Annotated in this window: 19 protein-coding genes and 6 tRNA genes; 16 read left to right on the top strand and 9 right to left on the bottom strand. The window is 72.1% G+C overall.

What is annotated here, in order from left to right; genetic code table 11:
• The first annotated feature begins 29 nt into the window (after nucleotides 1-29).
• On the top strand, nucleotides 30-848 hold the full coding sequence (locus AQJ58_RS15190; RefSeq protein WP_067250171.1) for a TrmH family RNA methyltransferase: 819 nt from the start codon (nucleotides 30-32) through the stop codon (nucleotides 846-848).
• Nucleotides 849-935: 87 nt separating this feature from the next.
• Here AQJ58_RS15190 and AQJ58_RS15185 read toward each other — a convergent pair whose 3' ends face one another.
• Entirely contained in the window at nucleotides 936-2,372 is a 1,437-nt protein-coding gene (locus AQJ58_RS15185) for a serine/threonine-protein kinase (protein WP_067250168.1), read from the bottom strand.
• A gap of 196 nt (nucleotides 2,373-2,568) precedes the next feature.
• On the opposite strand from AQJ58_RS15185, the gene AQJ58_RS44410 reads away from it, so the two are divergent.
• The 4 genes from AQJ58_RS44410 (at nucleotide 2,569) to AQJ58_RS15170 (ending at nucleotide 5,130) form a co-directional block, all read left to right on the top strand.
• Complete coding sequence (locus AQJ58_RS44410; protein ID WP_079078936.1) at nucleotides 2,569-2,844, top strand: hypothetical protein; 276 nt, start codon at nucleotides 2,569-2,571, stop codon at nucleotides 2,842-2,844.
• A 115-nt stretch (nucleotides 2,845-2,959) separates the two neighbouring features.
• Nucleotides 2,960-3,139, top strand: a complete 180-nt coding sequence (locus AQJ58_RS15180; RefSeq protein ID WP_067250166.1) for a hypothetical protein — start codon at nucleotides 2,960-2,962, stop codon at nucleotides 3,137-3,139.
• 653 nt (nucleotides 3,140-3,792) lie between these two features.
• Entirely contained in the window at nucleotides 3,793-4,725 is a 933-nt protein-coding gene (locus tag AQJ58_RS15175; protein ID WP_067250163.1) for a phosphotransferase family protein, read from the top strand.
• 96 nt (nucleotides 4,726-4,821) lie between these two features.
• A complete protein-coding gene (locus tag AQJ58_RS15170; RefSeq protein WP_079078934.1) occupies nucleotides 4,822-5,130 on the top strand; it encodes a TFIIB-type zinc ribbon-containing protein in 309 nt (102 codons plus the stop codon).
• Between the two features lie 71 nt (nucleotides 5,131-5,201).
• On the opposite strand, the gene AQJ58_RS15165 is transcribed toward AQJ58_RS15170, so the two are convergent.
• From AQJ58_RS15165 to AQJ58_RS15145, 5 genes are all read right to left on the bottom strand, one after another.
• Nucleotides 5,202-5,273 (bottom strand) — tRNA-Val (locus AQJ58_RS15165).
• A 43-nt stretch (nucleotides 5,274-5,316) separates the two neighbouring features.
• Nucleotides 5,317-5,388: transfer RNA gene (locus AQJ58_RS15160), tRNA-Val, on the bottom strand.
• 34 nt (nucleotides 5,389-5,422) lie between these two features.
• Nucleotides 5,423-5,494: transfer RNA gene (locus tag AQJ58_RS15155), tRNA-Val, on the bottom strand.
• Between the two features lies 1 nt (nucleotide 5,495).
• Nucleotides 5,496-5,569: transfer RNA gene (locus AQJ58_RS15150), tRNA-Cys, on the bottom strand.
• A 37-nt stretch (nucleotides 5,570-5,606) separates the two neighbouring features.
• Nucleotides 5,607-5,679: transfer RNA gene (locus tag AQJ58_RS15145), tRNA-Gly, on the bottom strand.
• Nucleotides 5,680-5,925: 246 nt separating this feature from the next.
• Here AQJ58_RS15145 and AQJ58_RS15140 point away from each other — a divergent pair.
• The 3 genes from AQJ58_RS15140 (at nucleotide 5,926) to AQJ58_RS15130 (ending at nucleotide 8,719) form a co-directional block, all read left to right on the top strand.
• Entirely contained in the window at nucleotides 5,926-6,969 is a 1,044-nt protein-coding gene (locus AQJ58_RS15140; RefSeq protein ID WP_067250161.1) for a chorismate-binding protein, read from the top strand.
• Nucleotides 6,966-7,787 (top strand): aminotransferase class IV, encoded by an 822-nt coding sequence (locus AQJ58_RS15135; protein WP_067250158.1) that lies wholly within the window; start codon nucleotides 6,966-6,968, stop codon nucleotides 7,785-7,787. Before AQJ58_RS15140 ends, AQJ58_RS15135 begins: the two co-directional genes overlap by 4 nt.
• A gap of 107 nt (nucleotides 7,788-7,894) precedes the next feature.
• Nucleotides 7,895-8,719, top strand: coding sequence for a GNAT family N-acetyltransferase (locus AQJ58_RS15130; protein ID WP_199844591.1), 825 nt, complete (start codon nucleotides 7,895-7,897; stop codon nucleotides 8,717-8,719).
• A 37-nt stretch (nucleotides 8,720-8,756) separates the two neighbouring features.
• Here the strand turns inward: AQJ58_RS15130 and AQJ58_RS15125 are convergent, their stop codons facing one another.
• The gene (locus AQJ58_RS15125; protein ID WP_067250153.1) at nucleotides 8,757-9,299 is read right to left on the bottom strand and encodes a DsbA family protein; all 543 of its coding nucleotides are present in this window, start codon (nucleotides 9,297-9,299) and stop codon (nucleotides 8,757-8,759) included.
• Nucleotides 9,300-9,520: 221 nt separating this feature from the next.
• On the opposite strand from AQJ58_RS15125, the gene AQJ58_RS15120 reads away from it, so the two are divergent.
• Nucleotides 9,521-9,955, top strand: a complete 435-nt coding sequence (locus AQJ58_RS15120) for a hypothetical protein (protein WP_067250150.1) — start codon at nucleotides 9,521-9,523, stop codon at nucleotides 9,953-9,955.
• 461 nt (nucleotides 9,956-10,416) lie between these two features.
• Here the strand turns inward: AQJ58_RS15120 and AQJ58_RS15115 are convergent, their stop codons facing one another.
• Both AQJ58_RS15115 and AQJ58_RS15110 read right to left on the bottom strand, forming a co-directional pair.
• On the bottom strand, nucleotides 10,417-10,977 hold the full coding sequence (locus AQJ58_RS15115) for a CGNR zinc finger domain-containing protein (protein ID WP_067250147.1): 561 nt from the start codon (nucleotides 10,975-10,977) through the stop codon (nucleotides 10,417-10,419).
• Nucleotides 10,978-11,286: 309 nt separating this feature from the next.
• Entirely contained in the window at nucleotides 11,287-11,700 is a 414-nt protein-coding gene (locus AQJ58_RS15110; protein ID WP_004002642.1) for an SsgA family sporulation/cell division regulator, read from the bottom strand.
• Between the two features lie 191 nt (nucleotides 11,701-11,891).
• Here AQJ58_RS15110 and AQJ58_RS15105 point away from each other — a divergent pair, with 191 nt between their 5' ends.
• The 7 genes from AQJ58_RS15105 (at nucleotide 11,892) to AQJ58_RS15075 (ending at nucleotide 21,232) form a co-directional block, all read left to right on the top strand.
• Nucleotides 11,892-12,353: a TIGR02611 family protein gene (locus tag AQJ58_RS15105; protein ID WP_067250145.1), complete on the top strand. Its 462-nt coding sequence runs from the start codon at nucleotides 11,892-11,894 to the stop codon at nucleotides 12,351-12,353.
• A 78-nt stretch (nucleotides 12,354-12,431) separates the two neighbouring features.
• A tRNA-Val gene (locus AQJ58_RS15100) sits at nucleotides 12,432-12,503 on the top strand.
• Between the two features lie 2,165 nt (nucleotides 12,504-14,668).
• Entirely contained in the window at nucleotides 14,669-15,958 is a 1,290-nt protein-coding gene (locus tag AQJ58_RS15095; protein WP_067250143.1) for an ABC transporter substrate-binding protein, read from the top strand.
• Nucleotides 15,959-15,972: 14 nt separating this feature from the next.
• Nucleotides 15,973-16,929, top strand: a complete 957-nt coding sequence (locus AQJ58_RS15090) for a carbohydrate ABC transporter permease (protein WP_067250140.1) — start codon at nucleotides 15,973-15,975, stop codon at nucleotides 16,927-16,929.
• Nucleotides 16,926-17,798, top strand: coding sequence for a carbohydrate ABC transporter permease (locus AQJ58_RS15085; protein ID WP_067250138.1), 873 nt, complete (start codon nucleotides 16,926-16,928; stop codon nucleotides 17,796-17,798). Before AQJ58_RS15090 ends, AQJ58_RS15085 begins: the two co-directional genes overlap by 4 nt.
• A 10-nt stretch (nucleotides 17,799-17,808) precedes the next feature.
• A complete protein-coding gene (locus AQJ58_RS15080; RefSeq protein WP_199844590.1) occupies nucleotides 17,809-18,402 on the top strand; it encodes a hypothetical protein in 594 nt (197 codons plus the stop codon).
• A 94-nt stretch (nucleotides 18,403-18,496) separates the two neighbouring features.
• On the top strand, nucleotides 18,497-21,232 hold the full coding sequence (locus AQJ58_RS15075; RefSeq protein ID WP_067250133.1) for an exo-rhamnogalacturonan lyase family protein: 2,736 nt from the start codon (nucleotides 18,497-18,499) through the stop codon (nucleotides 21,230-21,232).
• Nucleotides 21,233-21,238: the final 6 nt, after the last annotated feature.

Raw genomic sequence — 21,238 nt, 5'->3', positions numbered from 1 at the left:
CGACACCCAGGACAAGGCAGTATCACCCTGTGGCCGATCTCATCACCGTTGACGACCCCGACGACCCGCGCCTGCGCGACTACACCGGCCTGACCGACGTCGAGCTGCGCCGCAAGCGCGAGCCCGCCGAGGGCCTGTTCATCGCGGAGGGCGAGAAGGTCATCAGACGGGCCAAGGATGCCGGGTACGAGATGCGCTCGATGCTGCTCTCCGCCAAGTGGGTGGACGTCATGCGCGATGTCATCGACGAGCTCCCGGCCCCGGTCTACGCCGTCAGCCCGGAGCTCGCCGAACGCGTCACCGGCTATCACGTGCACCGGGGCGCCCTCGCCTCCATGCAGCGCAAGCCGCTCCCGACGGCCGCCGAACTCCTGCAGACCGCCCGCCGGGTCGTGATCATGGAATCGGTCAACGACCACACGAACATCGGTGCGATCTTCCGCTCCGCCGCGGCCCTCGGCATGGACGCGGTCCTGCTCTCCCCGGACTGCGCCGACCCCCTCTACCGCCGCAGTGTGAAGGTCTCGATGGGGGCGGTGTTCTCCGTCCCGTACGCCCGGCTCGACACCTGGCCCAAGGGCCTGGAGTCGGTACGCGAGGCCGGCTTCACCCTCCTCGCCCTCACCCCGGACGAGAAGGCGCGCTCCCTCGACGAGGCCGCCCCGCACCGGATGGACAGGGTGGCCCTGATGCTGGGCGCCGAGGGGGACGGCCTGTCCACCCAGGCCCTGGTCGCCGCCGACGAATGGGTCCGCATCCCCATGTCGCACGGCGTCGACTCCCTCAACGTGGGCGCGGCGGCGGCGGTCGCCTTCTACGCCGTGGCGACGGGCCGCCCGCGCGTCTGAGGGGCCGCCGGTCCGCCAGGGGGTGTCTCGGACAGTCCCGCACCGCACCCACGGCGCCGGGCACTCCCTCTCGCCTTCCCCACGCCCCTAGTCCGCGTCGCCCCGGGGAGCGGAAACGTACCCCTGCGCGTGCGGTGGCTGCTGTCGTACGACGCCGTCCCCGCCGCCGAGGCCGCGGGCGGCCCCCTCGCAGCCCTGGACGACGGCGATGCCCAACGCGACCAGCAGTGTCACGACCACGAAGACGAACAGCCGCTGGCGCAGCAGTCGCGGATTGGCGGGCCGGCGCCCGGTACCCGTGTTCCTCGGCCCGGGCCGTCCGGCCCCACTGCGCGGAGCGGGCCGGCTGCCGCTGCCGGCGGGACGGCCGCCGCGCGAGGCGGGTACGGGACGGCTCCCGGAGCGTGACGATGGGGCGCCGCCGCCGCGAGAGGCGCTGCCGCCCCGGGACGGGGCTCCACCCCGAGAGGGGGCCGACCCCCGGGAGGGTGCTCCACCCCGAGGCGCAGGAGTGCCGCCCCCACCCCCGGTCCCGGATCCCGTGCCGTGCCCCGGCCCTTGTCCGGCGCCGGTCCCGGTGCCGGACGGGCCCGGCTGACGCAGGGTCCGCTCCGGATAGCTGGAGTGGCTGAGCCGGCCGGTGGGCCGGTCCGCCTCCGCCGCTCTCGGCACGGGCGGCCGGGCGTCGCCCGTCCCCTGAGCCTCGCGGGCGGCGATCTCCTTCAGCCGCAGCGAGAGATCGAGGGTGCTGGGCCGTTCCTCGGGGTCCTTGGCCAGACAGGCCCGGATCAGCGGGGCCAGCGCGTCGGCCACGCCGTGCAGCTGGGGCTCCTCGTGCACCACGCGGTAGAGCATCACCTCGGAACTGCCGTGCCCGAAGGGGGAGTCGGCCGTGGAGGCGTAGGCGAGGGTGGCACCGAGCGAGAAGACGTCCGTGGCCGGCGTGACGGCGGCCCCCCGCACCTGCTCGGGCGCGAGGAAGCCGGGCGAGCCGACGGCCGTACCGACATGGGTGAGGGTCGAGGCCCCGGTCGCCCACGCGATGCCGAAGTCGATGATGCGGGGGCCCTTGGGGGACAGCAGGATGTTGGACGGCTTGAGGTCCCGGTGGACGACCCCGGCCTCGTGGACGGCGACGAGCCCCTCCGACAGCGCGGCCCCGATCGCCGCCAGCTCGGCGGCCGGGACCGGCCCCTCGTCGTTGACCTTGTCGTGGAGGGAGGGCCCGGGAACGTACTGGGTGGCGAACCACGGCCGATCGGCGTCGAGATCGGCGGCGACCAGACGGGCCGTGCAGCCGCCCCGGATCCGCCGCGCGGCCGACACCTCACGCGCGAACCGCGACCGGAACTCCTGGTCCTCCGCCAGATCGGGCCGGATCACCTTCAGGGCGACGCGCTGCCCCTTCTTGTCGGAGCCCAGGTAGACGACGCCCATTCCGCCCGCACCGAGCCGTCGGTGAAGCCTGAACGAGCCGACGACGCGCGGGTCCTCGCGCCTCAGGCGCATCATCGCCATGTTCATCCCCGCTGCCCGGTCCGTGTGACGTGGCACAGCTTACGTTTCCACGGCCGTTCGCGCGCAGAGGCCGCGCCCTCCGGTCCCGATCGATTGTCCGCGCCGGGCGGGTGACATGAGGAAGGGTCAGAGAGCCTGGGAACAGGCGCCTCTTGGCCGCGCTGTGACCTCAACCACCGGTCGGGGAAGGGTGATTGGATCAGTGAAGGGGGACGGGAGGGAGCGGGCGGTGGGCGCCGCGGACGCGGTGCGCACCTACCGGGTGGTAGCCGGACGGGCGGGCCGCAGGGGGGAGACGGCGGTCCGCCGAGGGGCGGTGGAAGTGAGCGAAGTCACGGACACAGGGGAGAAACCGGCCCGCAGCGGGCACCCCCTCCGGGAAGACCCCGAGACCTGGGACCCGGTCTCCAACCAGGGGAGTACTCCCCACCTCGTGGCTCATCCTCCGGGAGGCCCGGCAATCGGTACGAGGGCATGACGTGCTCCGCCCGCCGCACACCTAGATTTGAGGTCAAGCGGCGGGTGCAGCACTCGTCCCCCGAGGTCAGACACCCGCCGCTGCCAGAACGACCAAGACGGTCAGGAGAGGGACCATGGCCCACACGGCACCGCGCACGCAGTTTCGCACCCGCACGCGCCGTACGGGCCGCCGCCACCCGCTGGTGGCGACGCTGATGGCCCTTCCCCTGGCGGCCCTGCTCCTCGTCGTGTTCGACGGCTGGGAGACGGTGGCCACACAGGCGTCGTCCGTGGGTGTGATGCTGGGGCGCTGAGCGGCGACCCCAGGCCCGGAAGAGCGGTCCGGGCGGGGACATCCATCCATGAAACCCCGTGGGGACGGGGGTGCGGCGGACGGCACAAGATGCCGGCGCAGCTGGGGAGCTGCGCCGGCATTGCTCTGCCCGGACACCGCCGGCATTGCTCTGCCCGGACACCGCCGGGGACGCGACCGGGTGACACCGTCGGGGGGACCCCGCCGGATGCGCTCCGACGCCCCTTCCCCGGCGCCCCCGCGGCTCGGCCTGGGGTGCTCGGCAGCACCCTGCCGGTCCGCTTCCCGGAGTCCCTGCGCTGCCCGGCCGAGCACGCACGCCGTTCGCCCTCCAGCCCCGCCGGATGCGCTCCGACGCCCCTTCCCCGGCGCCCCCGCGGCTCGGCCTGGGGTGCTCGGCAGCACCCTGCCGGTCCGCTTCCCGGAGTCCCTGCGCTGCCCGGCCGAGCACGCACGCCGTTCGCCCTCCAGCCCGGCCGGATCCCGCTCCCGGCGCGCCCGCCGCACGGTGGCCCTGCGCATCGACGGCTCCTTCGGCACCTGGCCGGCATCCGGCGCCCCGCCGAGCCGCGGGGGCACCGGGGGAGGGGACCCCACCGGATGCGCCCCGATGGCTACCCTCACCCGAAAGCCCCATGCTGCCCAGGGAGCCCCGTGACCGCCACCCCCTTGCTCGCCGCCCTCACCAGCCGGGCCAGGGCCACGGCGCACCCGGGCTCCCCGCATCCCCACCGCTGCCCCTGCCCCGACGCCACCCTCGCCGACCGCCCCGACGCCACCGTCGTACGTCACGCGGACACCGTCGCGAAGGCGCACGCCCCCGCCACTCTCGCCGCCGATCTCGCCCCGCGTCTGGCCCTGGCCGCCCGGCACCCGGCCCTTCTCCTCCCGCCCCTCACCCCGACGCCCGTCCCCCTGCACGGCCGCCTCGTCACCTTCTGGCCCTACGGCAGCCCCGTGGACCCCGACGACCCCGACTCCGCCCCCTGGGAGGAGGCCGCCACCCTGCTGGCCCGTCTCCACCGCAGCCCCGCCCCGCCCGGCCTCCCCCCGATGCGGGGCCCGGTCAAGGCCGCCCAGGCCGTGGCCCGCCTCCGGGCGGCCGCCCCGCCCGCCGCCGCCCTCGCCCCGGTCCTGCGCGCCTGGTCCACCCTCCCCGCCTGGGCCCGTGCCGAGGCCCCCCTGCCCGACACCGCCACCCTCTGCCACGGCGACCTCCACCTCGGCCAACTCGTCCGCCATCCCGCGCCCGACGGCCCCTGGCGCCTGATCGACGTGGACGACCTGGGCGGGGGAGTCCCCGCCTGGGACCTCGCCCGCCCCGCGGCCTGGTACGCCTGCGGCCTGCTGCCGCCCGAGGAGTGGACCCGTTTCCTGCGCGCGTACCGCACGGCCCGGGGCCCGGCGGTCCCGGCGGCCGGCGACCCGTGGCCCGCGCTCGACGTCCCCGCCCGCGCCCTCACGGTCCAGACAGCCGCCCGCGCGGTGACGAAGGCCGCGGCCGAGGGCCGGCCGCTGGACGAGGTCGAGAAGTCGCTCGTCGACGCGTGTGCCCGAATGGGTTCGGTACCTCCGCAGTTGCCGTGAAGCTCCGCGAAGTAGGGTGCAACCGACCCCAGCCGGACAGAGTCTGTCCTGGCGGGACGTGAAACAGGACCGACCGGCGAGGAGTTGAGCCGAATCATGCAGTGCCCCAAGTGTCACGGACAGATGCAGACGTACAACCGCAATGGTGTGCAGATCGAACAGTGCGCCAACTGCCGGGGGATCTTCCTCGACTACGGCGAGCTGGAGGCCCTGACCCGTCTGGAGTCCCAGTGGACCCAGCCGGCACCCCCGCCGCCGGCCCCGCAGGCGTACCCGCCCGCGCCGCCCGCTCCGGCCTGGGGCGCCCCGTACGGCGGCCACGGCGGTCATGGCGGCCACGGCGGTGGGCACCACGGCGGCCACCACCGCCACAAGAGCTTCGGCCACATGCTGTTCTCCAGCTGAGCCGGACCACCGGCGCCGCGCACACGACGAAGCCCCCGGCCGTACGAGACGGACGGGGGCTTGCCGGTGTGTGGACGATACTGGGATTGAACCAGTGACCTCTTCCGTGTCAGGGAAGCGCTCTCCCGCTGAGCTAATCGTCCTCGGGACCGCGACCACTCCGGGGAGCGGATCACGAACACTGCGTGCGCGATACTGGGATTGAACCAGTGACCTCTTCCGTGTCAGGGAAGCGCTCTCCCGCTGAGCTAATCGCGCGGGACGGATCCACTGCCTCGCGGCGAAGATCCAGTGGACGATACTGGGATTGAACCAGTGACCTCTTCCGTGTCAGGGAAGCGCTCTCCCGCTGAGCTAATCGTCCTTGGAGGTGGAGACGGGATTTGAACCCGTGTAGACGGCTTTGCAGGCCGTTGCCTCGCCTCTCGGCCACTCCACCAGGAGTGTCGGGGACCGGGAGTCCCCGCTTTCCTTCGAGCGGACGACGAGGCTCGAACTCGCGACCTCAACCTTGGCAAGGTTGCGCTCTACCAACTGAGCTACGTCCGCTTGTCGGTTCCGTTCCGCTCTCGCGGCCCGGCGACGAGTTGAACTCTAGCGGATTCCTGGGCCAGTACAAAAACGCGTTTGTGCAGCGTGCGCCCCTGCGGCCCCGCCCGGACCCGCGCCGGACACGTCCCGGTCGGCCCCGCGTCGTACCGCGGACCTGCTCGGGGTCGTACTGCGGACCTGCTCAGGGCCCCGCCGGGGACATCCCCGAACCGCCCCGTCGGCACCCGACCTAGACTCGACACCGTGCTCGACCTCTCTCCTCTCGCCCGCTTCGGCGGCCGTGTCGCCACCGGCCTCCTGGACGTCACCGACGACCCCGCCGCCCTCGACTCCACCGGTTTCTGGGCGGTCTGCGCGGACTTCGAGGGCCGTGTCGTCTGCGCCCGCTTCGCCGACGTGCGCGACGCACCGGTGCCGGCGCCCGTGCCGGGGGCGTGGCGCGGGCCCGCCGCGGGGGACTGGACGTCGTCGCTCGACCGCGCCGCGTACACCGCGGGGGTGCGCCGGATACGGGAGCACATCGCGGCCGGCGAGGTCTACCAGGCGAACCTCTGCCGTGTCCTCACGGCGCCGGTCGCGCCCGGCGCCGACGTCGACGCGCTGACCGCGCTGCTGGCCCGAGGCAACCCGGCACCCTTTGCAGGAACGATCCGCCTGCCCGGTCACGGCGTGGAGATCGCCACCGCCTCCCCCGAACTCTTCCTCCGCCGCGACGGACGCGTCGTCGAGTCCGGCCCCATCAAGGGCACCGGCCGCACCGAGGCCGACCTCCTCGACAAGGACTACGCCGAGAACGTGATGATCGTGGACCTCGTCCGCAACGACATCGGGCGCGTCTGCGCCACCGGCAGCGTCACCGTCCCCGACCTGTGCGCGGTCGAGAAGCACCCCGGACTCGTCCACCTCGTCTCCACGGTCCGCGGTGAACTGCGCGACGGCGCGGGCTGGCCCGACCTCCTCGACGCCGCCTTCCCGCCCGGCTCGGTCACCGGCGCCCCCAAGTCCAGCGCGCTGCGGATCATCGACGCGCTGGAGACGGCACCCCGCGGACCGTACTGCGGAGGCATCGGCTGGGTGGACGCCGACCGCGGCACCGCCGAGCTGGCCGTCGGCATCCGCACCTTCTGGATCGACCGCGCCGACGGCGTGCTGCGCTTCGGCACCGGCGCCGGCATCACCTGGGGCTCCGACCCCGAGGCGGAATGGCGGGAGACCGAACTGAAGGCGGCACGCCTGCTCGCGGTAGCGTCGGGCACGTACGAGGTGAGGGAAGGGACCCTGAGGTGAAGATCTGGCTCGACGGCACCCTGCAGGACAGCGAGGCCGCCCGCGTCTCCGTCTTCGACCACGGACTGACCGTGGGCGACGGCATCTTCGAGACCGTGAAGGCGACGCACGGGCGCCCCTTCGCCCTGACCCGCCACCTCGACCGGCTGACCCGCTCCGCGCGCGGCCTCGGTCTGCCGGACCCCGACCTCGACGAGGTCCGCGCGGCCTGCGCCGCCGTCCTGGAGGCGAACCCCATGCCGCTCGGCCGGCTGCGCCTCACCTACACCGGAGGCCACGGCCCCCTCGGCTCCGACCGCGGCGACCGGGGACCCACCCTCCTCGTCGCCCTCGGCGCGACCACCCGCCGCCCCGACTCCACCGCCGTGATCACGGTCCCCTGGACCCGCAACGAGCGCGGCGCGCTGACCGGCCTCAAGACGACCTCGTACGCCGAGAACGTCGTCGCCCTGGCCCGCGCGCACGAGGCCGGTGCCTCGGAGGCCCTCTTCGCCAACACCGTCGGACAGCTCTGCGAGGGCACCGGCTCGAACGTCTTCGTCGTCCTGGACGGCGAGATCCACACCCCGCCGCTCACCTCGGGCTGCCTCGCGGGCATCACCCGCCGGCTGACCGTGGAGTGGACCGGTGCCAAGGAGACCGACCTTCCGCTCGACGTGCTGGAGCACGCCGACGAGGTCTTCCTCACCTCCACCCTCCGCGACGTCCAGGCCGTCCACCGCGTCGACACCCGCGAACTCCCCGGAGCCCCGGGCCCGGTGACCGCCAAGGCGATGCGCGTCTTCGACGAGCGGGCCGGGGACGACCTCGACCCGTAGGGCAGGGGTCGGGGGCGGCGCCCGGACGGCGACGCACGGCGCGGACCGGCACCGCAGCCCGGAAAACGGGCTGACTCCGGGTCCCGCGCACGGGTAGAAACCCCCTGATGACCACGACCCTGCGGCCGACCGAGCCGCTTCAGCGCGCTGCCGACGGATCACTCTCCCGCCACTTCCGGGTGTGCGTGAACAGCCGCCCCGTCGGAGCGGTCCGGCTCTCCACCGATCCCCTCTTCGGGCTCGCCGTCGCCCACCTCGACGACCTGCACATCGAGGAGCCGGACCGCGGCCGGGGCCGGGGCGCGGTGGCCGCGCTCGCCGCCGAGGAGGTGGCCCGCGGCTGGGGCTGCCGGCAGATCGAGATCAGGGTGCCGGGCGACTCCGTGGCCGGGCTGCGGCTCGCGACGGCCCTCGGTTACGTCCACCGCAACCGCGGCATGGAGAAGCGGCTCGCCACCGTGGCGCCCGAACTGCCGCGGGGCAGCCGGGCCCGGCCCATGACGGAGGCCGAGTACGGACCCTGGGCGCAGCGCGGCAGCGAGGAGTACGCGCAGGACTGGATCGACCGGGGGGTGCCCGCCGAACCCGCCCGGGCCAAGGCACGCGCGGACTACGCGCGCTCGCTGCCGCAGGGCCTCGCGACGCGGGACGTCCTGATCAGCGTCCTGGAGCACGAGGGCGTCCCCGTCGGCGACCTCTGGCTGGCCTTCACCGGCGACAAGGCGTTCGTCCACAACGTCGAGGCCTACGAGGAGCATCGCGGCCGGGGCCACGGCCGCTCCCTGATGCTGCTGGCCGAGGCCCAGACACGGGCCGCCGGACGACCGGTGCTCGGCCTCAACGTCTTCGCCGGCAACGCCCCCGCCGAGCACCTCTACGCCTCACTGGGGTACGTCACCGTCGGCTACTCGATGTACAAGAACCTGCTCTGAGGGGCCGGCTCCCTCCGGTGATCCCGGACGGCCCGCCTCACGCGCTCCCGGCGAGCAGCCGGTCCGCGATCTCCTCGATGCGCTCGCGGAGCCCTTCCTGGCTCTTGCCGCCGTCGAGCCGCTCACCGCCGATGACATAGGTCGGGGTGCCGGTGACCCCGATCGCCTTGCCCTCGGCCTGGTCGGCGTCCACGATCAGGATGTGCCGGCCGTCGATCAGTGCCGTGTCGAACTCCTCGGCGTCCAGACCGAGTTCCCCGGCGATCTCGACCAGGAGAGGTTCCCCCCGACGGTCCAGTTCCTCGACCCGCTCCAGGACGGCCTCGACGTACGCCCAGCCCTTGCCCTGCTCCAGCGCCTCCTCGGCGGCCTGGGCGCCGGCGAAGGCGTGCCGGTGCTTCTCCAGCGGGAAGTGCCTCAGGCGCGGCTGGAGCCGGTCGCCGTACCGCTCACGCAGGGCGCGCAGATCGCCGAGGGCACTGCGGCAGTCCGGGCACTGCACCTCGCACCAGACGTCCAGGACGACGGCGGCAGGGGCGGACGCGGGCTCGGACACGGAGGCCGGGGAGGAGTCGCTCATGGCGCCAGTCTCCCAGTCGGCGCCCGCCCGCCCCAACCCGGACCTGCGGGGTGCCGACCGGCACCTGCGGAGGAGTCGACCCGGAGATGTCCCTGATGTCCCGCTCGGGGCATGGCCCGGGAGGGGGCCCGAGGTGCACGATGGAAGGGACGAAGCGCCTGCCTTCGGGAGGCGTGCCGTCATGGTGTCCCTGCCCGAGTGAGCCCCGCCTGGAGGACCGGATGATTGCCGAGACCGTCTGTTCCGCCGTCGCCGTGGCCGGCCTGGGCATCGCGGCGGTCACGGCCTATCGCAGGCGTTTCCTGTCGGCCGCCCGCATCGCCGCCTATGCGCTCGTGCCGCTCGGGCTCGTGATGACCGGTGTCGTCCAGTGGCTCGCCGACACCGCCTTCAGCCCGACCGCCTGGGCCGGTTTCGGGGTGCTCGGCTGTGCCTGGGCGCTGTTCGCGACCACCCGCGCGGTGGAGCGCCGCCGGGGCGGCGGCGGCACCAGGAAGGAGCGCAAGGCGGCGGCCCGCTCCGCCCGCCCCGACGCCGTGGCCTCCGGGGCCTCGGCACCCTCCCTGGGCCCGGCGGCCTCCCGCCCGGCGTCGCGCCCCACCGCCACCGACGACTTCAGCGACATCGAGGCGATTCTGAAGAAGCACGGCATATGAAGCCCGCAAGCCTCTGACTCCGCTCGAAACGACACAGTCGGCCCGTCCCCGCGCGGAAACGATCACGGCCTGAAACCGACGTCACGGAATACGGCGAACACCCGCTCAATCCGGGCGCGCTGATCGCGCGGAACGGCCTGCCTGCGCCATCATCGGCCCCGAGATGCTGGACACCAGACAAGGCGACCCCGCGCCGCCTCAGGACGAGCCCCGCGGGTGCCTCTTCGCCCTTTCCCAGCCACCGCTGATGATCTTCCTAGCGGTGATCGGGTGTCTTCTGCTCATTGCGTCGCTGCACGACCTGCTGCTGCTCTGAGCCGTACCCGCGGTACCCGGCGTCACCCGCCGGGCCCGCGTCGGCACCGAGACGCCCTGCGAGCAGGCCGTCCCTGACACCAGCCGTCCCCCACAGGGGTGTCTCCACGGTCTCCACCGGTCTCCACCGGTCTCCACCGGTCTTCTCAGCCGGCCGCTTCCTTGCGGCGGGCCCGGTAGGCGGCGACGTGGAGGCGGTTGCCGCAGGTGCGGCTGTCGCAGTAGCGGCGGGAGCGGTTGCGGGAGAGGTCGACGAAGGCGCGTCGGCAGTCGGGGGCCTCGCAGCGCCGCAGTCGTTCCTGTTCGCCGGACACCACGAAGAAGGCCAGCGCCATGCCGCAGTCGGCCGCGAGATGGTCGGCGACGGACGCACCCGGCGCGAAGTAGTGGACATGCCAGTCGTAGCCGTCGTGGTCGGTGAGCCGGGGCGTGGTGCCCGCCGCGGCGACCAGCTCATTGATCAGCCCGGCGGCCGTTCGCGCGTCACGGGCGGCGAAGATCCCCGCGAACCGCCCGCGGATCTTGCGCACCGCGGAGAGGTCGAACTCGGACAGCACCCCGACGTCACTGATGGCGTGCTTGTGTACGAACTCCGCGAGGGCGGCGACATCCGGCAGCGCGTCCGGGGTGGTCTCGTCCTCGGGCGCGGTGTTCACCAGATCCACCACGGCATCAAGCGCACACCGGGTGTCGTGGGTGATCAGCACGTTTCGCTCCCTGGCCTGGTGGTCGGGCGGGCGCCCGCCGATGCTGGCCGATGGTAGCCGCCCCGAGCGCGGAAGCCACGGGGCTCCCGCCGCGGACTGGCCGCCCAGGGGCCGGGACCGCCGCCCGGAGCGACTCCGGCGCCGCGCTTGGGGGGCCGCACGCGAGCGGGCCCCGGCCAGGTCCCGCACGCGCCGACGCCGCCCCACGGGGGACCGTGGCGCGGCGTCGACGTATTCCCTGTGCGGTTGTTTCAGCCCGAGCCGTCTCCCCGAGTGGACGGCGCCGGGCAGCTCGGTATGAGCCCCGCCCTAGCTTTCCGCCAGGATGTGCGAGAGCTCTTGATCGAGATCGAAGTGCCGGTGTTCCGTGCCGGGAGGCACGGCCGCGTCCGTCCGCTTCAGGAAGGACTCCAGGGCCCGCGCCGGGGCCTCGAGCAGGGCCTCGCCCTCGGGAGAACTGAGGGCGATGCAGACGACGCCCTGACCGTGGCTGCGTGACGGCCAGACACGGACGTCGCCGGTGCCGGTCGGCCGGTGCAGGCCTTCGGCGAGGAGGTCGCGGGCGAACACCCACTCGACGGTTTCCTCGGCTCCGGTGTGGAAGGTGGCGTGCACGGCGTAGGGGTCGGCCGTGTCGTACCGCAGGCCTGCGGGGACAGGCAGGGAGGACTCGCTCGACACAACGAGGCGCAGGTGCAGCTCGCAGCTGACCGTGGTGTTCATAAGCGCCAGGGCCTTTCGCTCAGTGTGCGCTCGGGGATTCGCACGTCGGCGAAATCGACATGCCACCTACGGTGGCGTTGTAAACCCCTCTGAGTGTTTTGCGTGTCTTTACGTAACTCTTCCGGCCGAGAGCCTGTTCGCGAAGTACCACCATTCCGGTGACTGGAATCTCTCGGGTAGGGTCTGGCTGTATGAATACGGGGAGTAACGAGCCTGGCGAGGTAGCCGTGGCGGCGAACGGAGCGAGGACGGGTGAGGCGGGGGAAGGGCCTCAGGACCAGGGGCTCGGCTCCCGGGCGCCCGAGTTCGTCAAGGCGCGCCGCCTGCTGCATCTGAGTTGGCAGGTCGGTGTCTTCGTGATCGGCCTGGCCGTGGTGGTGGCCGGCATCATCATGCTTCCGCTGCCCGGGCCCGGCTGGATCGTGATCTTCGGCGGTATGGCGATCTGGGCGACCGAGTTCGTCTGGGCCCAGCTGGTGCTGCGCTGGACCAAGCGCAAGGTCACCGAGGCGACCGCCCGCGCCCTGGACCCCAAGGTGCGCCGCCGCAACATCATCCTCACCTCGATCGGCCTGGTGATCATCGGCGTGCTCGTGGGTGTCTACGTGTGGAAGTTCGGTTTCGAGATGCCCTGGAACATCAAGGACCAGTGAGCGGCCGCGAGGGCGGGGGAGCCGGGCTGCCGTGGTCACAGGCAGCGCCTGACATGGGGTAATGTTCTTCCTGCGTCCGGGCGATTAGCTCAGTGGGAGAGCGCTTCGTTCACACCGAAGAGGTCACTGGTTCGAACCCAGTATCGCCCACCCCGGATCGTCGGCCCGTCTGCACCGAGCAGACGGGCCGACGTCGTCTCCGGCCACGCGAGCACCCCCCGGCGCATCCCGGCCGCCCCGTGCCTCCCTGCCCTGAGGCCGGCCGCGAGTGCGCCGGTCCAACGCGCACCGCACGTCAGGGGCCCGTCCTGCCGCCTGCGAAACATTCGGACGGCGTCAGCCCGCGCGGCTTCGGAGGACGTCAGTCCGGGCGGCGTCGGGCGGCCTCAGTCCGCACGGCTTCGGACGACGTCAGTCCGCGGGGCACGGCCTCGGCAGAACGACGCGGCCCTGTGAGACAGCCCAGCTCAGCGGCCGCTCAGCGGCAAGCAAGGCCGCCACGCTCACAGCCTGCGGCTCCTCCCGCTCCCCACCGTCCGGCGGACCAGGCCGCGTGCAACCAGCCCACCGGCCGCAGCCCCCTTCGCCCCCTGCCGCGGCCCGGCTCGGGCTGCTGCCCCGGGCAGGACCGGCCGGGGGTGGGCGTCGGAGTCTCGCGGCCCCGATGCTCGGCTGTGGCCCGCGGTGCATGGGCCCAGCCTTCACCCGTGCTCCTGTCTCGCGGGCCCGATGCTCGGCTGCGGCCCGCGCTCCTGTGGGGCACAATCCAGTTGCAGCTGAGCTTGGGCTCTTGCCCTGCGGCCCCGATGCTCGCCCGTGGCCGGCCCCGGGCCCGCGAGCCCGGGCCCCAGCGTGCCGTGCGCTCCTGCTCCGCAACCCCGACGCTGGGCTGTGGCCTGCGGTCCGGGGCGGGCAGAGTCCCAGGTGCTGCCGGGCTCGGGCTCCGCCTCGCGGTCCCCGATGCTTGCGCTGTGACCTGCGGAGCCGGAGGCTCCAGCCCCCAGCGGGCTCCTGCCTCGCGGTGATGGGGATTCGCGATTTCCCCCACAGCTGCTCTTCGTTCCCCACTCGGTTGCTGTGGGCAATGGGGGCCGGGGCCGCCGCTTGTGGAGTGTGCGGCCCGTGTCGGCCGGTCAAGGGCACCTGCGTCGGCGCTACGCGCTGGGCTTCGCCCACCCTGGACAGTCCGCCCCGTCCCTGGACCTGGCCGGATATCGGGCGGCCCCTCCCTTGCGGCGCCCGTCCGCAGGCCAGCGACCAGGTCTGTGCCACCCCCGAGCACGGGGTGGGGAGATTCAAAAGTCCCCATCGGCCCCGATGCTGCCGTCGCCTGCGGTGCAGCCGCCCTCCAGCCGGCCCCCAGTCGGGCTCCCGGTTCGCGGCCCTGATGCTCGGCTGCGGCCTGCGGCCTGCGGCCTGCGGCCTGCGGCCTGCGGCCCAGGGGCGGAAGGCCTCAGGTGCAGCCGGGCTCGGGCTCTTGCCCCGCGCCCCGATGTTCGGACGTCGCCTGCTGCCCAGGGGTACAGCCCCAGCCCCAGTCGGCCGCGGGCTCCTGCCCGCGCCTACGACGCTCACCCCTCGCCAGCGGCCCAGCGACCCCTCCCGGCCCCTCCCGGCACCGGCCCAAGGCCCGGCTCCCTCAGGCCCGCCCCGCAGCCCAGCCCTACCGCCACCCGGCCCCCTCCCTCTCCCCACCGCAACAAATACCCCCACCGCAACCGCACCCCCAACCCCCTCACGCCGCACCCCCAACCCCTGCACCCCCAACCCCCAACCCCCACACTCCCACCCCCAGGCGTGACCGTACGCAATCAGCCCTCCCTCCTCACCCTCTCTCACCCCCACCTCCCACCAGCCCCGCCCACCCCGCAGCCCACCCACTCACTACCTCCACAAGCCGCAAAAACCCCCGCCCGGCCCCCCACCTCCGCCCCTCCACTCCCCTCCACCCTCCTCCGCCACTTCCCCCAACCCGCCCTTCAACCCCGTCACCCCACCCCCTTCCTCCACCCCCACCCCCCACCTCTCCCCGCACCCACCCCTTACCTCCACCAGACAGATTCGCGCCTCCGAGGACATCCGCCTCCCACCCCGCCCCCCCGTCCAACATTCCGAACGCAACCCATCTCACCTGCAACGTCCGTACCACAAGCACAACTTGACGGTTCGTCGGACCCCTCCGCCACCCGGCCCCCGCGCAAGAAATTCCTGTCCGAATCATTGACGCTCCCTCACCCCCCTCGTACCTTTTGCCAGCAAACGCTTTCTTGAAACGATTCATGCAGCGGCCGCGATGCCGCGGGGAGGGCCCGACTGTGGGAACCAGCAGGAATGTTGAGAGGCGAACGATCCTGAAGGCGGCCGGGGCGACTGCGGCGACGCTGGGGGTGGCCGCGACGACCGGGTGCGGTGGCGGCAGCGGTGGTTCCGGGGGCGGGACCGTGACACTGCGTTACGCGTGGTGGGGCGGCGAGCCGCGCACCATCGCCATCAAGAAGAGCATCGCGCTCTTCGAGAAGAAGTACCCGAAGATCAAAATCAAGCCTGAATTCACCGACTACGCGGCGTTCTGGGAGAAGTTCCAGACCCAGGCCTCCGGTGGAAATCCACCGGACGTTTTCCAGAATGCGGTCGGTTTCCTGCGCAAGTACGACAAGCGCGGCGTTCTCATGGATCTCAAGTCCCAGGCGGACGCCGGGAACCTCAGCCTGGAGAACTTCCGCAACGGCGTCCTGGCGAACGGTCAGGTCGACGGCAAGCAGCTCGGCATTCCGGTCGGTGCCAACACCATGGCGCTCGTCATCGACCTCAACGCCTTCAAGAAGGCCGGTGTGGAGGCGAAGTTCGGCTGGACCTGGAACGACTACTTCGACGCGCTGCAGACGATCCAGGACAAGCTGAAGATCGCCGGTGACACCGGCTACTTCGGCATCATGTACCTCTACGACCTGTATCTGCGTCAGAACGGCAAGGCGTTCTTCACCGACTCCGCGCTCGGTTTCACCGAGGACGACCTGACGCAGTGGTGGGAGGACGGCTACAAGCGCGTGAAGGCCGGCCTCGTCGCCGACCCCAAGAAGATCGAGCAGGTCAGCCCCAAGTCGGGTCTCTCGGCCGGGCTCGCCGCCTGCGAGTTCACCTGGGACAACTTCTCCATCCGTTACGAGGGCGAGGGCGAGTCGGACTACGGGCTCGCGCCGATCCCCACCACCGACGGCAAGGACACCGGCCAGTACCTCGGCTCGCTGATGCTCAGCGGCTTCTCCGGGACCAAGCACCCCAAGGAGGTCGCCCAGTTCATCGACTTCATGGTCCACGACCCGGAGGTCGGCAAGATCATGGGCTACGACCGCGGCATCCTCTCCACCACCGAGCAGTACGACGCCTTCGTGCCCACCGACGACAACAACAAGGGCGTCAAGGCGTACGAGGAGGAGGTCGCCAAGGCCGGCGTGCTCGGGAAGATCACCCCGCACCCGTCCGGCGCCGATGTCGTCGAGTCGGCCTTCCTGCGCATCGGCGGCGAGGTCGCCCAGGGCAAGACCAAGCCGGCCGACGCCGCCAAGGCACTGTTCAGCGAGGCCAAGGCGGCGTTCGCGGGCTGAGGGGACGTACCACCATGACGCTCGTCAAGGAAGCGCCCGCGCGCCCGGCCGGGAAACGGTCCGCCGTTCCCGCCGCCGGGCGGCGCGGGCGGCGCCGGGAGAACCTCGCCGGTTATCTCTTCATGTCGCCGTGGATCGCGGGGTTCCTGCTGCTCACGGCGGGGCCGATGATCGCGTCGCTGTACTACGCCTTCACCAGCTACAACCTGTTCACGCCCCCCCAGTGGGTCGGGCTCGACAACTTCACGACGATGTTCCAGGACCCGCGCTGGCAGAAGTCGGTCGAGGTGACCCTGACGTACGTCGTCGTGGCCACCCCGCTGAAGCTGCTGCTGGCACTCGGTGTGGCGCTGCTGCTCGCACAGAAGCGGCGGGGGCAGGGCCTGTACCGGGCCGCGTTCTACCTGCCCTCGCTCATCGGCGCCAGCGTCTCCGTCGGGTTCGTGTGGCGGGCGCTGTTCTCGGACGACGCGATCGTGGACCGGACGCAGAAGATCTTCGGTCTGGACGTGGGAGGCTGGATCGGCAACCCGGACTACGTCCTCTACGCGCTGGTGGCCCTGAGCATCTGGCAGTTCGGTGCGCCGATGGTCATCTTCCTGGCCGGTCTCAAGCAGGTCCCGCAGGAGCTGTACGAGGCGGCCGAGATGGACGGGGCCGGCCCCTTCCGGCGGTTCTGGAACATCACGCTGCCGATGATCTCCCCGGTGCTGTTCTTCAACGTGCTGCTGGAGTCCATCCACGCGTTCCAGGTGTTCGGCTCCGCGTACGTCGTCTCCGACACCCGGTGCGGGCCCGCGGACGCCACTCTCGTCTACACCTGCTACCTCTACCAGAAGGGCTTCAAGGAGGCCCAGATGGGCTTCGCCTCCGCGATGGCCTGGACGCTGGTGGTCGCGGTGGCGCTCGTCACGGCGGTCCTGTTCTGGTCGCAGAAGAAGTGGGTGCACTACGAGGAGGCCGCCAAGTGACCACCGCCACCAGCCCTGTCGCGCGCCCCGCGAACGAGCGGCGGCGCGGCGGCTCGATCGCCTGGCACGTCGGCGCGCTCGCCGTCCTCGCGGTCGTCCTGTACCCGGTGATCTGGGTCCTCGGCGCCTCCTTCAAGCCGAGCAAGGACATCATCGCCAGCCTCGACCTGCTGCCCGCCGAACCGGTCTGGGCGAACTTCTCCGGCCTCGCCGACGGCATCTCCGGCATCTCCGTCAGCAGTTTCTTCGTGAACTCCCTGACGTACGCCGTCCTCGCCGTGGTCGGCGTCGTCCTGTCCAGCTCGCTGACCGCCTACGCCTTCGCCAAGATCCGGTTCGCCGGGCGGAACCTGCTGTTCACGCTGATGATCGGCACCCTGCTGCTGCCGTACCACGTCCTGCTCATCCCGCAGTACGTGCTGTTCCGCAAGCTGGAGCTGATCGACACCCTGGTGCCGCTCGTGGCGGGCAAGTTCCTGGCCGTGGAGGCGTTCTTCGTCTTCCTCATGGTGCAGTTCATGCGCGGGCTGCCGCGCGAGCTGGACGAGGCCGCCCGGCTCGACGGCTGCGGGCACCTGAGGATCTACTGGTCCATCGTGCTGCCCCTGTGCCGCCCCGCCCTGATCACCAGCGCCATCTTCACCTTCATCAACGCCTGGAACGACTTCATGGGGCCGTTGATCTACCTCAACACCCCGTCCAAGTACACCGTTTCGCTCGGTCTGATGATGTTCCGCGACCAGGAGGGCATCTCCGACTACGGCAGCATGATCGCGATGTCGCTGGTGGCCCTGGTACCGGTCATCGCCTTCTTCATGGCCTTCCAGCGCTACCTCATCGACGGCATGGCCACGTCCGGACTGAAGTGAGGCGACTCCCATGGCCCCAGCGCGTGTGAAGCCCCGCCGGACGGCCCTCCTCGGGGGCGAGCGCTTCGCGCTCTTCGCCGAGACGCTGCTCACCGGCGTGTGGATCGCCGTGGCCTGCCTCGGCGTCGTCACCTACCCCGCGGCCCTCGCGGCCGGCGCCCGGCACCTGCGGCGTCGTACCCGCCACGAGGACGGCGGGCTGCGGGAGTTCGCCGCCGACTTCCGCTCCGCCCTGCGTGGCGGCTGGTTCGTCGGAGTCGCCGGCTGGGCGGCGGCGGCCGCCGTCCGGGTGGACGTCCAGGCCGCGCGGGCCGGGCTCCCCGGCGGGCCGCTCGTCGCGGCCGTGGGGCTGTTCGCGCTGCTCGCTCTCGTGGTGACGGGGCTGCGTGCCGCGGCGGTGTGGGAGCCGGGCCGGTCCTGGCGCCCGCTGCTCGCCGAGGCGGCCCGGCGGACCGCGCGCGACCCGGCCGGGTCGTTCCTGCTCGTCGCCGGACTGGCCGTCGTGGTCCTGTCCGGCCGGCTGGTCGCCCCGCTGGCCGTCCCGGTGCTGGGGGCGGTCGTGGCCGCCGCCGTCGCGGTGGAGGAGCGCCGGGGCACCCGCTGAACGCCCGAGGCCGGCGCCCCTGCGGTGGCGCCGCGCCTCTCCCTGTCATGCCCCTGATCAGCCGTCCCCCGTCAGACTCGGGAAAGGAAAGACCATGTCTCCCATCCCCCGCAGGTCCCTCCTCAAGGCGGCGGCCGTCGCCGGCGCCGCCGCCCAGTTCTCCTGGGCGCTCGGCAGCGAGGACGCCGAGGCCGCGCCCCGGGCCGCGGCGGCCGACGCGGATCCGGTGACCCTGGACTGGCTGGAGGGCGGCGGTCTCGGCGCCGCCCCCGGCTCCACGCTCGGCGTGCCCTGGCCGATGGGCGCCTTCCGGGAGGACCAGACCTTCGCGCTGACGGACGCCGACGGCAAGGACGTGCCCGTGCAGTCCTGGCCGATCGCGTACTGGCCGGACGGCTCCCTCAAGTGGACCGCGCACGCCGTCAGCAAGGGCAGCGGCAAGCTCACCCTCGCGGCCGGCACCCCCGCCGCCCCCGACAAGAAGGTCACGGTCGACAGGAGCGGCGGCACGATCGACGTCTCCACCGGTGTCATCACGGTGCGGATCGGCAAGGACGGCGCCTCGCTCATCAAGTCCGTCCGACGCGGCTCCACCGAGATCGCCGGCAACGGGCGGCTCGTTCTGATCCGCCAGCCCGAGATCGAGGACGAGGACCAGGGCACGGTCAGGACCGAGCGCTTCGAGGGCGCCATCGGCGAGGTCACCGTCGAGCAGGACGGCCCGGTCCGCGCGGTCGTCCGCATCGACGGCAAGCACCGCAAGGGCAGCCGCAGCTGGCTGCCGTTCTCCGTCCGTCTGTACTTCTACGCGGGCGCCGACTCCTTCCGCATGGTCCACACGATCACCTACGACGGGAACCAGGAGCCCGGCAAGGCCTCCGGCGACTTCATCCGCGGGCTGGGGGTCCGCTTCACCGTGCCGATGCGCGACGCGTCGTACGACCGTCACATCCGCATCGGCGGCGAGGGCACCGGTCTGCTGAGGGAGGCGGTGAAGGGCGTCACCGGTCTGCGCCGCGACCCCGGTGCCGCCGTGCAGGCCGCCCAGTACGCGGGGCAGAAGCTGCCCGACCCCGCCACCTGGGACCAGCGGGTCACCACCCGTCTGCCGTACATCCCCGAGTGGGGCGACTACACCCTCTCCCAGCTCTCCGCCGACGGCTTCACCGTGCGCAAGCGCACCAAGAAGGGGCACGGCTGGATCGGCGCCGGCGGCGGCAGGCGGGCCTCCGGCTTCGGCTACGTCGGCGGGGCGAGCGGGGGACTCTCCTTCGGGCTCAGGGACTTCTGGGAGCGGCACCCCTCCCAGCTCGACATCCGAGACGCGCACACCGGGGCCGCCGAGGTCACCCTCTGGCTCTGGTCCCCCGAGGCCCAGCCCATGGACCTGCGCTTCTACCACGACGGCATGGGCCAGGACACCTTCGCCGAGCAGCTCGAAGGCCTCAACATCACCTACGAGGACTACGAGCCGGAATTCGGCACCCCCTACGGGATCGCCCGTACCTCCGAACTGCTGTTCTGGGCCAACGAGTCGACGCCGACGCCGGCGCGGCTCGCCGAACAGGTCGAGGCCGTACGGGTCCTCCCGCAGCTCGCCGCCCCGCCCCGGCAGCTCATCAAGGCGAAGGTGTTCGGCCCGGGTCTGTACGCCGAGCCCGACCGCTCCACCCCGGCCAAGGCGAGGATCGAGGACCACCTCGACTTCCTCTTCACCTACTACAAGGACCAGGTGGAGCAGCGCCGCTGGTACGGCTTCTGGGACTACGGCGACATCATGCACACCTACGACACGGTCCGTCACCAGTGGCGCTACGACATCGGCGGCTACGCCTGGGACAACTCCGAGCTGTCCCCGGACCTCTGGCTCTGGTTCGCGTATCTGCGCTCCGGCCGCGCGGACATCTTCCGCTTCGCCGAGGCGATGACGCGGCACACCGGCGAGGTGGACGTCTACCACATCGGCCGGTGGGCGGGCCTGGGCACCCGGCACGGCGTCCAGCACTACGCCGACAGCGCCAAGCAGCAGCGCATCGCCAACACCACCTACCGCCGCTACTACTACTTCCTCACGGCGGACGAACGCGTCGGCGACCTCATGCACGCCAACGTCGACTCCGACGAGACCTTCCTCGCCCTGGACCCGCTGCGCAAGATCCGCACCGAGCCGTACACCCCCGACCGGCACGCCCTGTCGATCGGCTTCGGCACCGACTGGAGCGGCCTGGTCTCGGCCTGGCTCACCGAGTGGGAGCGCAGGGGCCCCAAGTGGGAGAAGGCCAGGGCCCGCGTGCTGTCCACCATGGAGACGATCGCCGCCCAGCCCAACGGCTTCGTCCAGGGCAGCGGCCTGTACGACCTCGACACCGGGAAGTTCGCCGTGGCCACCACCCCGGTGGTCGGTGTCTCCCACCTGTCCGCCGTCTTCGGCCTCAACGAGCTGTGCGCCGAACTGATCCACCTGGTCGACATGCCGGCCTTCGACGCGGCCTACTTCGACTACTGCCGTTACTTCAACGCCACCAAGGCGGAGCAGGCGGCCCGCTACGGCTCCCACTTCGGCACCCTGCTGCTGTTCCAGGGCCACTCCCGCCTCGACGCGTACGCCGCCGTGCAGACCGGTGACGCGGCGCTCGCCCAGCGGGCGTGGACGAAGTTCTACAGCTCCGACGGCTACACGGAGTCCTCGCCGTGGCGGACGGAACCGGTGAGCGGCCCCGCCGCCCTGGTCGCGGGCAGCGAGGCCGCCTGGGTGTCCACCAACGACACCGCCCTCTACGGCCTCGCCGCCATCGAGAACCTGGCCCTCCTCGGCGACAGGATGCCGTAACCGGCG

The sequence above is a fragment of the Streptomyces sp. DSM 15324 genome (assembly GCF_001514285.1).
Lineage (GTDB): Bacteria > Actinomycetota > Actinomycetes > Streptomycetales > Streptomycetaceae > Streptomyces.
The sequence above is the reverse complement of the archived record's forward strand: the minus strand, read 5'-3'. Positions and strand labels throughout refer to the sequence as shown.

Coding starts and splice junctions, on each gene's coding strand:
- AQJ58_RS15125 (WP_067250153.1), bottom strand. CDS start 9,299: ATGAGCGACTCCTCCCCGGCCTCCGTGTCCGAGCCCGCGTCCGCCCCT.
- AQJ58_RS15090 (WP_067250140.1), top strand. CDS start 15,973: ATGACGCTCGTCAAGGAAGCGCCCGCGCGCCCGGCCGGGAAACGGTCC.
- AQJ58_RS15170 (WP_079078934.1), top strand. CDS start 4,822: ATGCAGTGCCCCAAGTGTCACGGACAGATGCAGACGTACAACCGCAAT.
- AQJ58_RS15185 (WP_067250168.1), bottom strand. CDS start 2,372: ATGAACATGGCGATGATGCGCCTGAGGCGCGAGGACCCGCGCGTCGTC.
- AQJ58_RS15105 (WP_067250145.1), top strand. CDS start 11,892: ATGAATACGGGGAGTAACGAGCCTGGCGAGGTAGCCGTGGCGGCGAAC.
- AQJ58_RS15180 (WP_067250166.1), top strand. CDS start 2,960: ATGGCCCACACGGCACCGCGCACGCAGTTTCGCACCCGCACGCGCCGT.
- AQJ58_RS15080 (WP_199844590.1), top strand. CDS start 17,809: ATGGCCCCAGCGCGTGTGAAGCCCCGCCGGACGGCCCTCCTCGGGGGC.
- AQJ58_RS15130 (WP_199844591.1), top strand. CDS start 7,895: ATGACCACGACCCTGCGGCCGACCGAGCCGCTTCAGCGCGCTGCCGAC.
- AQJ58_RS15110 (WP_004002642.1), bottom strand. CDS start 11,700: ATGAACACCACGGTCAGCTGCGAGCTGCACCTGCGCCTCGTTGTGTCG.
- AQJ58_RS15120 (WP_067250150.1), top strand. CDS start 9,521: ATGATTGCCGAGACCGTCTGTTCCGCCGTCGCCGTGGCCGGCCTGGGC.
- AQJ58_RS15075 (WP_067250133.1), top strand. CDS start 18,497: ATGTCTCCCATCCCCCGCAGGTCCCTCCTCAAGGCGGCGGCCGTCGCC.